This window comes from Stenotrophomonas sp. YJH_SMC_29 (assembly GCF_059371235.1).
Genome location: NZ_JCAFUK010000025.1, coordinates 18431 through 32023 on the forward strand (window position 1 = coordinate 18431; position 13593 = coordinate 32023).

Below are 13593 nucleotides of genomic sequence, written 5' to 3' on the forward strand. Positions count from 1 at the left end.
TGGATGCTTGAATCTGTGATCGGTTACGCGACTCCACACTTGAATGTGCAAGCGTCCTCAACGATAAAGGCGGCATGTGGCGCTGCCGCATTCCGGACCAGGGACGATCCGAAGCATGACGCGGGGCACAGCTCCGCGTTCTCGTTCCCGCCGGCGCTGTGTTCGTCCAGGAAGGAGAACAGGGATGTTGGAACGACTGAAGACCATTTCGTGTGCCGTGCTGGCGATCGTTGCCGTTGGCTGCTTCGCCCCCGCAGTGGCACAGGCGCAGGAAAGCAAGATCACCTGGCGCATTTCACAGCCCGGCGGCAATTCGACGCAGTACAAGACCCAGCAGCAGGCGGTGCAGGCGATCAAGAGCCTGCCCGCACCCAGTCCATTCCCGCCGGAGTTCCAGTTCGGCTGGCAGTCTGTCGACAAGATCAAGTCGAAAGTTGTGGACTTGAACGGCAATACGTCGATCACCTACTGGATGGGAAAAGCGCAACCTTCGGATCCAGACTGGACCTATCTGAGCACAGCGGAATTTACGACCGAAGAGGCGATGGTCGCGAGCTATCTCGCGGGCGTCCAGGCCACCAATCCTGTCTGTTCGGGTGCCGCTGTTACACCACAGGGAGACTGGTTCTCGGGTGTGCCCGAAATGGAGGGCGTGGTCGAGTCCAGGTTCTATCAGATCACGCATATGATTGGGCAGAACACGGCCGAATCGCCCTGCGCGCCCCACGTGAGTCAGGCGGCCTTTGGTCGCAAGCGCCGCGTTGAGTGCCCGGTTCCCCTCACACAGTGGTCCAATACGTATCAGGCGTGCGTCAACGAGGATTTCATTGCGACCATTACGTCGAAGTCGCAGAAGTGCGACAAGGACAGCGCCGGCACGAATTGTCCCTCGGATGAGGACAGCGAGGCGACGAACAAGGCGCCTTGCGACGGCAATGTCGGCAACCCATGTGATGTCAAAACGGGCGAGAAATACGAAATCGCGCCGGACTTCGATCTGGGCTGGATCGCGCTGACGCGCTTCTATCATTCCGGCATCTCGACCTCATCCGGTGGCTTCGGTTATGGCTGGACCCATTCGCTGGGCGCCCACCTGGCACTGGATGGCGTTGACAGTGTGGGCATCATTGAAAGTACTGGTTTCCAGCGTGCATTCAAGAAGGTCGGCCAAGCCTATGAGGCTGACGACGACAGTGGCGATCGTCTCGTCCAGAACGGCAACTGGACACTGTATTCGACGGGCTCCATCTCGACCTTCGGCGTCGACGGGCGTCTGACCGCCAAGCGCTTCCCGGATGGCACGTCGCTGACCTATATCTACGACGACAGCGACCGCCTTGCGGCGGTCACGCACAGCAGTGGTCGCACACTGGAGTTCGTTTACCAGTCCAACGACTATGAGGCGCTGATCAGTTCGGTGCTGGTCGAAGGCATTGCGCTCGCCGCCTATACCTACACGCCGCAGAACCAGGTCGCCACGGTGACCTATGCGGGTGGCGGTGTGCGCACGTATCACTACGAGAACCAGGACTTCCCCCAGCATCTGACCGGCATCACGGCGGAGGACGGGCGTCGCTACAGCACTTTTACCTATGATTCCACCGGCCGTGTGATCTCCAGTCAGCATGCCGGCGGTGCCGATGGCGTGACACTGGCCTACAGCCCCAATGGCGGTGCGGTGGTGACCGACGCGCTGGGGCGGCAGACCGACTACACCCTGACACCCGGGGGCGACACCGCTCCGTCGCGCAAGGTGACCGGCCTGAGTGATTCGCAGGGAACCGTCAGCCGGACCTACTACGACCAGAGTGTCGACTTCCGTCGGCGCCTGGATACCTACACCGATCGCCGCGGCATCCAGACCAAGCACACCTATGCGCAGGGTACCGATGCGGTGAGCGGCCGTGCCGTCAGCATCCATACCGTGACCGAAGCGGTCGGCTTGCCCGAGCAGCGTGTGGTGACCACGGCGCGCGACGCTGAAACCAATGCGGTACTGACCACCCGGATCGGCAATCGTGAAACCCGAACGTCCTTCAATGGCCGGCGCCAGCCGACAACCAACACGGTGACCGACACCGCTTCCGGTCAGACGCGCATCACCAGCTACACGTACTGCGAAGCCGCTGATGTGGCAGCGGCAGGCAGCTGCCCGGTGGAGGGGCTGCTGAAGAGTGTGGATGGCCCGCGCACGGATGTGGCCGATGTCGTTACCTATGCCTATTACTCGGCGGATGATGCAGGGTGCGCGACCGGAGGTGCCTGCACCTATCGCAAGGGCGACCTGCGCAGCGTGACCAATGCGCTGGGCCAGACGGTCGAGACTCTGGCCTACGACGCTTTCGGGCGGCCGTTGTCGGTCAAGGACGCCAACGGCGTGGTGACTGATTACACCTACCATCCCCGCGGCTGGCCGACCTCCATCACCGTGCGCGGCGCGACCACGGCCGAGGATCGGGTCACCCAGCTGGGCTACTGGCCAACCGGCCAGGTGCAGAAAATCACCGAGCCGAATGGCAGCAGCGTGTCCTACTTCTACGATGCTGCGCTGCGCTTGACCGATATCGAGGACAACGCGGGCAACACGATTCACTACACGCTGGACAATGCCGGCAATCGTCTCAAGGAAGACACGCTCGATGCAGGCGGTACCCTGCGCCGTACCCTGGCACGGACGTTCAACACACTCGGCCAGCTGACCGCACTGAAGGACGCAGGCAACCACGCTACCGGCTTTGCCTACGATGCCAACGGCAACCCGCAGACCGTGACCGACGCCCTGCAGCGCGTGACCAGCCAGCAGTACGACCCGCTGAACCGCCTGGCCCAGACCCTGCAGGACGTGGGTGGCGTGGCCGCCGAGATCCGCAGCCAGTACAACGCGCTGGACCAGGTCACGCAGGTCACTGACCCGAAGGGTCTGCATACCACCTACGCCTACAACGGTTTCGGTGATCTGACCGGCCAGGTCAGCCCGGACAGTGGCGCCAGCAGCTTCACCGTGGACGCCGCCGGCAACCGCAAGACCGCCACCGATGCGCGCGGCGTCACCGCCACCTATCACTACGATGCGCTCAACCGCCTGATCGGCATCGCCTATCCGGACCCCAATCTGGACGTGGGCTACAGCTATGACGTGGCGCCGGCCGCCTGTGCCGCCGACGAGCGCTTCGCCAAGGGCCGCCTGGGGCAGGTGCTGCACGCCAATGGCAGCACCCAGTACTGCCATGACCGTTTCGGCCAGGTCACCCGCAAGGTGCAGACCGTCAATGGTGTGGCCACCACCCTGCGCTATGCCTACAGCAAGTCGGGTCGCTTGACCGCGTTGACCTACCCCGACGGCAGCGTGGCCGACTACGTGCGCGATACCCAGGGCCGCATCAGCCAGATCGGCCTGACCCGCCCCGGCCAAGCGCGCCAGATCGTGGTGAACAACGTGACCTATGCGGCCTTCGGCCCGGCGACCGGCTGGACCTATGGCAATGGCCGCCAGCTGCAGCGTCCGCTGGACCTGGACTATCGCCCGCAGGCGGTACACGACCCGGCCGCAGGCGGCCTGTCGCTGGGCTATGGCTATGACCCGGTGGGTTCGATCACCGAGCTGAAGAACGGCACAGGCTCGACGGTGCTGGCCAAGTACGCCTACGACACGCTGGGCCGCCTGACCCAGACCCAAGACGGCGCGACCGGCACGCCGATTGAAACCTATGCCTACGACGCCACCGGCAATCGCACCGCGCTGACCACCTCGGCAGGCACCGCCAGCTACACCTACCCCACAACCAGCCATCGCCTGACTGCGGTGGATGGCGAAGCGCGCACCCATGACGCAGCGGGCAATACCACCAGCATCGGCAGCAAGACCTTCACCTACAGCGATGCCAACCGCATGAACGCGGTGAAGCAGGGCAATGCGGTGGTGGAAAGCTACAGCTACAACCATCGCGGTGAACGCGTACTGCGTACCCCGGTTAGTGGCGCAGCGCAGATCACCCTGTATGACGAGGCAGGGCAGTGGCTGGGCAACTACTCGGCCACGGGCCAGGCGCAGCAGCAGGCCATCTGGCTGGACAACTACCCGGTGGCACTGATCAATGTGCCAAGCACAGGTGTGCCAGAGCTGGCCTACGTCCAGCCGGATCATCTGGGTACGCCGCGCGTGGTGATCGATCCAGTGCGTGATGTCGCGATCTGGGAGTGGAGCAATAAGAGCGAGGTGTTCGGCAACCAGATTCCGAGTGCGGATCCGGATGGTGATGGCCTGCCCTTTCTATTGGCTCTCCGTTTCCCAGGGCAGCAGGCGACCGATGCGAGCGGCTTCTTCTACAACTCGCAGCGAGAGTATGACCCTGAGGTTGGACGGTATTCTCAGGCCGATCCGTTGGGATTGAATGGTGGCATTTTGTTGTATCTCTATGCGAGTGCGAGGCCGGTCGCTTCGATGGATCCATTTGGGTTGCTGGATTGGGAGTTGAATCCGGTTGCATGGAAGAGGGGAACTCGAAATGGCGACATGACTGCGACGTACCCGGGCGCACCGACATCTGAATTCAGGGCCAATACGCTTGCTCGGACGACCATGGAATGGACTATCAGCCCTAAGTGCAATTGCGATGCTGCGGGCCACTATCTTGAAGAATATGCCGTTGGCCTCACCCCCACTGTGCTGATGCGCGACCGATATGATTCCCCTGCCATCAGGCGTTCGACGATTCGTGACGAAATGGATCATGTCGGAGACCTGCAGGGCTGGGCCGAAAATGCAAGAGCGGCCGCAGAGCGATTCGAAGCTAGTATTGGCGCAAACCGGTATCAGAGCGCGCAGGAATGTGAGGTGCAAAGTGCTGCCGCAATGCAGAGCCATTTGTCGGAGAGCATTCTTCCTGCGGTGATCAGGTCAAGGCAACAGTGGGATGATAGTGGCAAGCATCGATTGATAATCAGGGGGCGGTGAATTGAAGAACGTCGCGCTTTTCCTAGCGATCGCACTGAGTAGTGCGGCATGTTCCACACTTGATGGTCACAAGGTCTGCAGTGAGGCCCAGATAAGGTATGTCGAATCGGCTTCAGTTGCCGAATCCAGGGTTGGCAGATTCGAGGTGACACATATGTCTGGTCCCGCAATCCGGATTGCGCTCGACGGTCCTGACGGTCATGTCGCTGCCCGGAGCGCGGTCACCGAGCAGAGACAGAAGGGAAGCCCAAGTTGGAAGATTTTCAACCCGATCCTTGAGGAGGTTGCTGGCCCCACCCGGAGTCTGCGTGTCAGTCGCGGCAAGCCGCAGGTAGTATTGTTTGATGCAAACGGTCTCTTCGTTCCCGGGCAGGCAGATGAACATAAGGAATACTCAGTAGTGTTTCGCGACATCAATGGATGTGACTACAGGTCTGAGCCTTTCACCCCTTGATTCCGACTGCCGGGGGCGAGGCTTGGGCTGTTTGTGGCGGGTTCAGGAATCCGTAGCGGGATGGCCATGCGCGTCGAGACGGTGGCGCATGGACGTGGCGGATTCCGCGAGGCCGCGCCCGTTGCTACCGATTCTGTCTTTCCTTGCTACGGATGGAGAGTGAAATCCTAAAAAGCTGGGCGGCGGCGTTCTTTGCCAAAGAATCCACGTGAGGTACGCCTTCGTCGCCAGTCAGAGGACTCTCTATCCCACCATGCTGCTCTGCCGAGTGCTGGCTGTTTCCGTGTCGGGATTTGAGGACTACTTAGGCCGACAGTCTGCCGGAACGAGCGATTCTCTGATGCCGACCGTCGTACCGAGATCCTGGCCGTTCCACAAGGCCCGCAGGAGCACGTATACCCGCCATAGCAAATGGCGGCGGTGTCACGTTTCGGTCGTTCAGCTGTATACGTCTGAGAGGTTCGCGTAGATGAATGAGGATTTCAACGCGCTCGAATGGTGTGACGCCACGTTGCTGGCTATCAACATTGATAGAAGCAATCCAGGCGTATGCGATGAGGTAAAGGTCCAGGTGCGCTGGCCGGACGGCCGGCAGGAAATCGTTTGCTTCTCGGAAGCCTACGGGTGCTCGGCGCTCATGAACTTCGGTGTACTGGGGGAGGAGGGAATAGAGTTCGCCAAGGTCGACGATGACGAGCCGGGACTCGCTGATCTTCTTGATCGTTGGAAGGCGGTCGGCTATCCGCTGTCCGGTCTGAAGAGTTTCCGTATCGAGACCAGCTCGACCGGAAGCGTCATTCTCATCTACGCCAAGTCATGGCGGATCGAGCATCTGCCGATGGCGGACGCGGTGCTCTGAAGGACATTCCGTGCCCAGATTCCTCACCCCCGACGAGGTCTCCCTCATCCACAGGCTGCTGCCGGAGACGACCGAGCTGTCCGAACGGTTGTTGAAGGATCTGGCGCTCGCCCAGGTGGAGGACGTGGAGGTCGTCGGATTCGGGGGCGTGGTGTTCCTGTCCAGCACGACCCAGGTCTTCGGAAGCGACATTGCCACGGCGATGCTTGCCGATGCCGACGGCGTGCCGGTGAGAGTCACCCTGTGCCTGGACAATCACGATCAGCTCTTCGAGCTGGAGCTGTGCAAGGTGGACTTCTCGCCGATCATCGGCGTCGATCTGAGGAGCGCTTTCAGCGAGCAATGACGCCTCCTGGAATCAGTCCACGCTGAAGGGCGTAGCGCCGGGATTCACCCTTCGGAATCGGACACGGCCTGGCGCTGCACTTCGGTTTCCATCCGGATTGCTTGCAGGTTCTGGAAGCTAGGTTCGACGTCATGTTCGAGCGAGCTGCTTCCATCCGGGTAGTGAAAAGTGGTTCGACTCTCTGGGTGCTTTACCATTGATTGAATTGATTGAGTTAAAAGCGTCGAATGAAGAATGGGTTCGAAGTATGCGTTGCGGGCATTGGTTGATTTGTAGGCAATAAAGATATATCTGCCCGTGAATAGACTGATGAATCTTGCATATTCTCTCAGGAATGATTCATTGAGCCAGGGGTAGTAGTCCCGCGTGATTGCCAAATCTCCGTCGACCTTGACATCCCACCCGCCGTGGGGCGAATTGTTGTCATCAAAAATGACAATCATGCCGGCAGGACGGCCGGCTTTGCATCATTGGGCCACGATGATGGCAAAGCTCCTGACAGTGGTACTTCTGATTGGAGTGGGATTTGGATTATCCGATGGCGCTTGCGCCATCGGAAAACGGCCCTTCAAGATGATCCAGTTCTGCGTGCACGACCAAGAGGGCCTGGATCTGTTCAAACAGACCCTCCGCGCTATCGCCAAGGACGAAGGAATGCAGTTCTTCGATGGCAGCGCGGAATTGGATCGGCAGCTCGCCAAGTCAAAGGTCGACGTGAAGCGTCCTGTCGTCTACGTCGGAGTCAAGCGGGAAGATGGCTCCGGAATGGAGGCGGGGAACCTCGGATTGGATCGCTTCGAGATAGCTATTGGCTTCTCTGAAGGGAGGAAGCCTGCCGAGGCCCAGTCATTTTCTGTCCGTGTCGAACGCACCTTGGCCGAGCGCTGGAATGTACTCGCGATTCCACCGGACAAGGGCGCTGCGCCGCTGGCATGTCGGGCGGGCAGGCCACAATCGGTCGCGCGATGAAAGAGCCTATGTCGGATGATGGAGGGGGCAGCCTGATCGTCCGCTGCCATTACGGATCAATCTGCAACCGCCCCACCGCCTGCGCGCACAGCGACTGGCAAGCCATGACCAACCCCTCCATCACCCGGTCGCCCACGTACTCTTCCGGTTCCCCGTTCTGACGGGTGCGTTCGGCCGCCAACAGCATTTCCAGCACCACCCGCAATCCATTCAACGCGCAATCGGCATCGGCCAGGGCCAGGCAGCGACCGGGCAGCTGATGCCGCTCCGGCCAGGGTTGTCCGTCGGCCGCCGCACCGGAGCCGATGCGGTTGAGATTGGCAATGAAGGTGTTCCTGTCCACAGCAGGCGCCGCCGGTGGCGAACCGTCGTCGCCGGCGGTGTTGCGGTAGGCGTGCAGATGCGGGAGGTCCGATTCGTTCATGGCAAGGCTCCGTGCAGGGCAATCGGTAGCCGCCACCCATAAAAGTGGCGGACGGTACGTGGTTCGAATCCGGGTTGGTCCCAAGCCGGTGGGCGCGAACGCCCCCACGCACCGCCCGCCATAGCCGGCAGACGGATTGCCAGCCGGCGCCACGGAATGTGACGCCGACTGGCAAGCGCAATCACTCAGGACCAACTCGGGATTCGAAACCCGGCCACCCTTTTCCGGTGGCACGCCATCTGAGCCCCTGGCGCTGTGCAATGCCAATCAGAAGAGTTGCAAACATCACTCGATTGGAGACGCTTTTGACATTGTCCTACGCTGTTAAGCCCCGCCAGTGCTGGCTGGCGTAGTGATCCGCCCGCAACGTGCAATCTGCGACAGGTGTCGAGGTTGTCACGGCGAACGGGACGGGCGGGGAGGGCCTATCACGACAGGCGGTGCCAATTCAGGCTGCGTGGCTCCCGGGTTGACGCTTTCAACGCCCCAGCGCACTCTGCGGGCTGGGGTCGACAACCCGTTCAGGGGCAGGGCTGCAGGGTGGTACCAGGAGGCGGAACAGCCATGAGCCAACTCACCGACAGCTTCGGACGCAGCTTTCCGTACCTGCGCTTGTCGCTCACCGAAGCCTGCAACTTCCGGTGCAGCTACTGCCTGCCCGACGGGTACCAGGCCGATGGCCACCCGCGCTTCCTGCAGGTGGATGAAATCGCGCGCCTGGTGCGGGCCTTTGCCGCGCTGGGCATGAGCAAGATCCGCCTGACCGGTGGCGAGCCCAGCCTGCGCAAGGATCTGGACGAGATCATCGCCACCGTGGCGGCGGTGCCGGGCATCCGCAAGGTGGCCATCACTACCAATGGCACGCTGCTGCCGCGGCGCCTGCCGGGCTGGCACCGGGCCGGACTGACTGCGCTGAACGTGAGCATGGACAGCCTGCAGCGCGAACGCTTCAAGACCATCACCGGCCATGACCGCCTGCCGGAGATCCAGCAGGGCCTGGCCCTGGCGCAGGCGTTGGGCCTGCCGGCGATCAAGCTCAACGCGGTGCTGCTGCGCGGCCTGAACGACGACGAGCTCCCGCAGTGGATGGAGTACCTGCGCGATCGCCCCTTCAGCGTGCGCTTCATCGAGCTGATGCGCACCGGCGACAACGAAGCCTATTTCCAGCGCCACCACCTGCGCGCCGATCGGGTGATCGAGCAGTTGCTCGCCGCGGGCTGGCACGAGCGACCGCGCGCGGCCGATGCTGGCCCGGCGCGCGAGTTCGGCCACCCCGACCATCGCGGCAGCATCGGCATCATCGCCCCGTATTCGCGTGACTTCTGCAAGGGCTGCAACCGCCTGCGGGTGACCGCCAGGGGCGACCTGCGGCTGTGCCTGTTCGGCGAGTTCGGCGTGCCGCTGCGCCCGCTGCTGCAGCGCGACGATGACCACGACGCGCTGCTGGCACGCATCACCACCCAGCTTGGCCTGAAAGCGGCCGGGCATGGACTGCACCAGGGCCAGACCGGGCTGACCCCGCACCTGGCCTCCATCGGAGGATGAGCAACACGATGAGTGGGGAATTGAACGCGGCGTTCCACATGGCCGATGTGCGCAACAAGCGGATCAGCCGCCGCCGTGCGGTGGCGGTGGGCGAGCTGCATGCCGGCCCGGTGGCGTATCCGCTGATTGTCGAGCGCCGCCTGCCCAAGGGCGATGCGCTGGTGATGGCCGAGATTGCCGGCCTGCAGGGCGCCAAGATGGCCTCGATGCTGATGCCGCTGTGCCATCCGCTGCCGCTGGAACTGGTGCAGGTGTTCTGCGCGCCTGTGCCGGAACGGCAGGCGATCCGCGTGTGGTGCGAGTGCGCCAGCGAGGCGCGCACCGGCGTGGAGATGGAGGCACTGGCCGGCGTCAACGCGGCGCTGCTGACCCTGTACGACCTGAGCAAGCCGGTGGAGCCGGCACTTAGCATCGAGGGCATCCGCCTGCTGTTCAAGGAAGGCGGCAAGCGCGGGGTCTGGCTGCACCCGGATGGCATGGACGAGGCCGAGCTCGCGCGTTTCAAGCCGCGTGCGCCGAAGGGCCTGGAGGGCGGTGCCTGCGCGGTGATCACGCTGAGCGATCGCGCCAGCGAAGGCACCTATGAGGACATCTCTGGCCCGACCCTGGTGGCCGGGCTGAAGAAGCTGGGGGGCGAGGTGGTGGCCGCAGAGGTACTGCCCGATGGCATCGAGCCGTTGGCCAGCCGCCTGCAGGCCTTGGCCGCCGACGGCGTGCGCCTGTGCCTGTGTACCGGCGGTACCGGGCTGGGCCCGCGCGACCTGACCCCTGAGGCGCTGCGTTCCTTGAACGCGCGGCCGGTGCATGGCCTGGCGCAGATGGTGCGGGCCCTGAGTGCGCAGCACACGCCGATGGCCTGGCTGAGCCGCGCCGAGGTGGTGCAGCTGGGCAACATGCTGGTGTTCGCGCTGCCCGGCAGCCCGAAGGCGGCGGCGCAGTGCCTGGACATCCTGGCGCCGGTATTGGGCCACGCCCTGGCGATGGTCGAGGGGGATGGCCACTGATGATTGCCTACAGCGAGGCCTTGCAGCACCTGCTGGACGCGGCCACGCCGCTGCCGGCCGAACGCCTGCCGCTGCACCAGGCCGCGGGCCGCACGCTGGCCCGTGACATCCACAGCGCGCAGTCGTTGCCGCCGTTCGACAATTCGGCGATGGACGGCTTCGCGCTGCGCGCCAACGGCACGGCGTTCGAGACCGGTACCGAATTTGCCGTGCAGGGTTGGCAGGCGGCCGGCGATGCCGGTGCCGACGGCGGCGAGGGTGCCTGGGAAATCATGACCGGTGCGCGCATGCCGGTTGGGCTGGATACGGTGGTACCGGTCGAGAATGTGGAGATCCTCGCCAGCGAAGAAGGACGCCCGACCCGCATTGCCCTGAAGGGCACGGTGAAGCCAGGCCAGAACGTGCGCCTGCGCGGCGAAGATGTGAGTGACGGCGAGCGCGTGCTGCAGGCCGGGCAGGTGCTGGACATCAATGCGCGCACCCTGCTGCATGCGATCGGCGTGGGCGAGGTGGCGGTGGTGGCGCGGCCGAAGGCGGCGGTGATCGCCACCGGCAAGGAACTGGTGACCGAGGCGGCGCAGGCGCTGGAATCCGGCCAGATCCGTGACAGCAACCGGCCGTATTTGGTCGGTCGCCTGCAGGCCGCCGGTGCCGAGGTGGTCTGGCAGGGCACGGTGGGCGATGACGTGGCCGCGTTCAATGCGGTGCTCGATGCAGCGCTGGACGCGGGTGCGCAGCTGTTGATCAGCACGGGCGCGGTGTCGGCCGGCCGCTACGATTTCATTCCCTACGCGCTGCGTGGCCGAGGTGCGCGCATCGTGTTCCACAAGGTCGCGATCCGTCCCGGCAAGCCGTTGCTGTTCGCGGTGCTGCCCAATGGCGCGCTGTATTTTGGCCTGCCGGGCAACCCGGTCTCCGCTGCCGTGGGCCAGCGCTTCTTTGTCGAGCCGGTGCTGCGCCGCCTGCTGGGGCTGGCACCCGAGCGGGTGCTGACGTTGCCGCTGCAGGCCGACGTGCGCACGCCGCCGGGCCTGCGCTTCCATGCGCGGGCCCGGGTGGAAGTGGACGCGCATGGCCGGCTGAGTGCGCGCGTGCTGGCCGGGCAGGAGTCGTTCCGTTTGATGTCCATGCTGCAGGCCAATGCCTGGGTGGTGCTGGAAGGCGAGGGCGGCGTGGCCGCTGCCGGCACGCCGGTGCGTGTGCAGGGCTGGGGTCATCAGGACCCGGTGCAGCTGGCGAGCCAGGAGCCGTGATGAAACAGGTGAATGTGCAGTTGTTCGGTGCGTTTTCCGATCTGGATGCCAGCCGTGAGATCGCGGTGGAGGTGGCCGGTGGCACCGTGGCCGATCTGCGCCAGGCGCTGCGCGAGCTGCTGCCGCTGCGTTGGCCGGGTTTCCGTGCTGGCCTGCTGGATTACTCGGCGTTCGCCGACCAGCAACGCGTGCTGCGCGACCACGAGGCGCTGCCCGACGATGGCCGGGTGGCGATCCTGCCGCCGGTGAGCGGGGGCTGAGCGATGAACGAGAAGATCATCGCGAAGGTGGTGGACAGCGCGCAGGCGGCGATCGATCCGGCCGAGGGCATCGCGGCAGTGTCCGATCCCGGCTTCGGCGGCATTGACGTGTTCATCGGCAAGGTGCGCGATGTCAATGTGGGCCGGCGGGTGACCGGGATCACCTACGATCTGTTTGAACCGCTGGTGCTGAACGAATTCAAGCGCCTGGCCGCCGAGGTCGAAGCCACGTTCGGGCCGAAGCTGAAGCTGTATGTGGCCCATGCCAAGGGCCGGCTCGGCATCGGCGATGTGGCGGTGGTGGTGGCCGCCGGCAGCCCGCACCGTGACGAAGCGTTCCGCGCCTGCCGGCAGTTGATCGAGGGGGTCAAACACCAGTGCCCGATCTGGAAGCAGGAGCATTACGAAGACGGCGACAGCCAGTGGAGCGAAGGTTGCAGCCTGTGCCATGCGGACAGCGAAGCTTCGCAGTCCCACGACCACACCCATGACCACGGGCATTGACCGCGCCCTTCGGGGGGGCGTCGGGTCCAGTAGATCCACGCCATGCGTGGATGAAGCTCTCGCGATGAATCCGGCCGGCGCAGCCACGCATGGCGTGGCTCTACTGCGATGAGCATTAACGGCATCGTGCTGGCCGGTGGCCTGTCCACCCGCATGGGCCGCGACAAGGCGCTGCTGCCCTGGCACGGCCGCACAGTGCTGGAACACATGCGGGGGCTGTTGCTGCAGGCGGGCGCCGGGCGGGTGTGGGTGAGCGGTGACTACCCGGCGTTTGGCGGAATTCCGGACCGGGTCGCACGCTGCGGCCCGCTGGGCGGCCTCTACAGTGTGGCGATGCAGATGCCCGATGGCCCCGCCTGGGTGGTGCCGGTCGATATGCCGCAGGTGACACCCGCGCTGTTGCAACGGCTGCAGGCCGATCAAGGGCGTGCCTGCACGGTATTCGACGGTGAACCGTTGCCGATGCGCTTGCAGATCGATGATCATTGCCGCCGCGTGCTGCAGGAGCTGATTGAGGATCCGACGGCGCGTCGTTCACTGCGCGCCCTGCAGGAACGCCTGGGCGTGACCCGGCTGCCATTGGCACCCGAGGATCGGGCGTTGCTGCTCAACTGCAATACGCCATCAGAGTGGGAGTCCATCACAGCATGAAGGTCCAGCTGCAACAGCAATCGATGCGCCTGCGCGTGGATGAGGAAGAACTGGCACGATTGCTGGCAGGCGAGTCGGTCGAGAACCTGACCCGCTTTGGTGGCAGCGGTGGCTGGGGCGTGGCGCTGTCGCTGCATGCCGGCGATCAGGCGGTGTTGCTCGATGGCGGGACATTCTGCCGGTTGGTATTGCCGCGTCAGGCCGTTGAGTCGCTGGCGGGAAGGCTGCCTTGCCGCGATGGCCTGGGCTTCGGTATCGCGTTGGATGACGACAGCATGCTGCAGCTGCAGTTCGACGTGGACGTGCGCGACAGCGTGCGCCAGCGTGGCCCGCAGCGGCGTTCCGAACCCGCGCCAGAGTAGGCGCAGGT

Annotated in this window: 13 protein-coding genes; 11 read left to right on the top strand and 2 right to left on the bottom strand. The window is 63.9% G+C overall.

The annotated features are described in order from the left end of the window. Positions 1 to 184: 184 nt before the first annotated feature. The 3 genes from AC5P9I_RS19950 to AC5P9I_RS19960 all read left to right on the top strand — a co-directional run bounded on the left by AC5P9I_RS19950 (position 185) and on the right by AC5P9I_RS19960 (position 6613). The gene (locus AC5P9I_RS19950; RefSeq protein WP_235644229.1) at positions 185 to 4954 is read left to right on the top strand and encodes an RHS repeat-associated core domain-containing protein; all 4770 of its coding nucleotides are present in this window, start codon (positions 185 to 187) and stop codon (positions 4952 to 4954) included. 923 nt (positions 4955 to 5877) lie between these two features. Then, entirely contained in the window at positions 5878 to 6267 is a 390-nt protein-coding gene (locus AC5P9I_RS19955) for a hypothetical protein (RefSeq protein ID WP_049469603.1), read from the top strand. A gap of 10 nt (positions 6268 to 6277) precedes the next feature. Further along, positions 6278 to 6613 carry a DUF6984 family protein gene (locus AC5P9I_RS19960; RefSeq protein ID WP_049469606.1) on the top strand — a complete coding sequence of 112 codons (336 nt, stop codon included), beginning with the start codon at positions 6278 to 6280 and terminating at the stop codon, positions 6611 to 6613. A 44-nt stretch (positions 6614 to 6657) separates the two neighbouring features. Here the strand turns inward: AC5P9I_RS19960 and AC5P9I_RS19965 are convergent, their stop codons facing one another. Beyond that, complete coding sequence (locus AC5P9I_RS19965) at positions 6658 to 7056, bottom strand: hypothetical protein (protein ID WP_187756572.1); 399 nt, start codon at positions 7054 to 7056, stop codon at positions 6658 to 6660. A 40-nt stretch (positions 7057 to 7096) separates the two neighbouring features. Between AC5P9I_RS19965 and AC5P9I_RS19970 the strand changes: the two genes are divergently transcribed. Then, on the top strand, positions 7097 to 7582 hold the full coding sequence (locus tag AC5P9I_RS19970) for a hypothetical protein (protein ID WP_223224778.1): 486 nt from the start codon (positions 7097 to 7099) through the stop codon (positions 7580 to 7582). A 49-nt stretch (positions 7583 to 7631) separates the two neighbouring features. Here the strand turns inward: AC5P9I_RS19970 and AC5P9I_RS19975 are convergent, their stop codons facing one another. After that, complete coding sequence (locus tag AC5P9I_RS19975) at positions 7632 to 8006, bottom strand: hypothetical protein (protein ID WP_049469609.1); 375 nt, start codon at positions 8004 to 8006, stop codon at positions 7632 to 7634. A 564-nt stretch (positions 8007 to 8570) separates the two neighbouring features. Between AC5P9I_RS19975 and moaA the strand changes: the two genes are divergently transcribed. The 7 genes from moaA to AC5P9I_RS20010 all read left to right on the top strand — a co-directional run bounded on the left by moaA (position 8571) and on the right by AC5P9I_RS20010 (position 13585). After that, positions 8571 to 9551, top strand: coding sequence for a GTP 3',8-cyclase MoaA (gene moaA, locus AC5P9I_RS19980; protein WP_049469613.1), 981 nt, complete (start codon positions 8571 to 8573; stop codon positions 9549 to 9551). An 8-nt stretch (positions 9552 to 9559) separates the two neighbouring features. Further along, positions 9560 to 10555, top strand: a complete 996-nt coding sequence (gene moaCB, locus AC5P9I_RS19985; protein ID WP_049469616.1) for a bifunctional molybdenum cofactor biosynthesis protein MoaC/MoaB — start codon at positions 9560 to 9562, stop codon at positions 10553 to 10555. Then, complete coding sequence (locus tag AC5P9I_RS19990; protein WP_049469620.1) at positions 10555 to 11808, top strand: molybdopterin molybdotransferase MoeA; 1254 nt, start codon at positions 10555 to 10557, stop codon at positions 11806 to 11808. The genes moaCB and AC5P9I_RS19990 overlap by 1 nt, the downstream gene beginning before the upstream one ends. Continuing rightward, the gene (locus AC5P9I_RS19995) at positions 11808 to 12068 is read left to right on the top strand and encodes a MoaD/ThiS family protein (protein WP_049469623.1); all 261 of its coding nucleotides are present in this window, start codon (positions 11808 to 11810) and stop codon (positions 12066 to 12068) included. The genes AC5P9I_RS19990 and AC5P9I_RS19995 overlap by 1 nt, the downstream gene beginning before the upstream one ends. A 3-nt stretch (positions 12069 to 12071) precedes the next feature. Next, positions 12072 to 12572 (top strand): molybdenum cofactor biosynthesis protein MoaE, encoded by a 501-nt coding sequence (locus AC5P9I_RS20000; RefSeq protein ID WP_049469626.1) that lies wholly within the window; start codon positions 12072 to 12074, stop codon positions 12570 to 12572. A gap of 108 nt (positions 12573 to 12680) precedes the next feature. Beyond that, a complete protein-coding gene (gene mobA, locus AC5P9I_RS20005) occupies positions 12681 to 13223 on the top strand; it encodes a molybdenum cofactor guanylyltransferase (RefSeq protein WP_049469628.1) in 543 nt (180 codons plus the stop codon). Further along, positions 13220 to 13585, top strand: coding sequence for a hypothetical protein (locus AC5P9I_RS20010; protein ID WP_049469631.1), 366 nt, complete (start codon positions 13220 to 13222; stop codon positions 13583 to 13585). The genes mobA and AC5P9I_RS20010 overlap by 4 nt, the downstream gene beginning before the upstream one ends. The last annotated feature ends 8 nt before the right edge of the window (positions 13586 to 13593 follow it).

Coding starts and splice junctions, on each gene's coding strand:
- AC5P9I_RS20010 (WP_049469631.1), top strand. CDS start 13,220: ATGAAGGTCCAGCTGCAACAGCAATCGATGCGCCTGCGCGTGGATGAG.
- AC5P9I_RS19995 (WP_049469623.1), top strand. CDS start 11,808: ATGAAACAGGTGAATGTGCAGTTGTTCGGTGCGTTTTCCGATCTGGAT.
- mobA (WP_049469628.1), top strand. CDS start 12,681: ATGAGCATTAACGGCATCGTGCTGGCCGGTGGCCTGTCCACCCGCATG.
- AC5P9I_RS19955 (WP_049469603.1), top strand. CDS start 5,878: ATGAATGAGGATTTCAACGCGCTCGAATGGTGTGACGCCACGTTGCTG.
- moaCB (WP_049469616.1), top strand. CDS start 9,560: ATGAGTGGGGAATTGAACGCGGCGTTCCACATGGCCGATGTGCGCAAC.
- AC5P9I_RS19970 (WP_223224778.1), top strand. CDS start 7,097: ATGGCAAAGCTCCTGACAGTGGTACTTCTGATTGGAGTGGGATTTGGA.
- AC5P9I_RS20000 (WP_049469626.1), top strand. CDS start 12,072: ATGAACGAGAAGATCATCGCGAAGGTGGTGGACAGCGCGCAGGCGGCG.
- AC5P9I_RS19990 (WP_049469620.1), top strand. CDS start 10,555: ATGATTGCCTACAGCGAGGCCTTGCAGCACCTGCTGGACGCGGCCACG.
- AC5P9I_RS19950 (WP_235644229.1), top strand. CDS start 185: ATGTTGGAACGACTGAAGACCATTTCGTGTGCCGTGCTGGCGATCGTT.
- moaA (WP_049469613.1), top strand. CDS start 8,571: ATGAGCCAACTCACCGACAGCTTCGGACGCAGCTTTCCGTACCTGCGC.
- AC5P9I_RS19965 (WP_187756572.1), bottom strand. CDS start 7,056: ATGATTGTCATTTTTGATGACAACAATTCGCCCCACGGCGGGTGGGAT.
- AC5P9I_RS19975 (WP_049469609.1), bottom strand. CDS start 8,006: ATGAACGAATCGGACCTCCCGCATCTGCACGCCTACCGCAACACCGCC.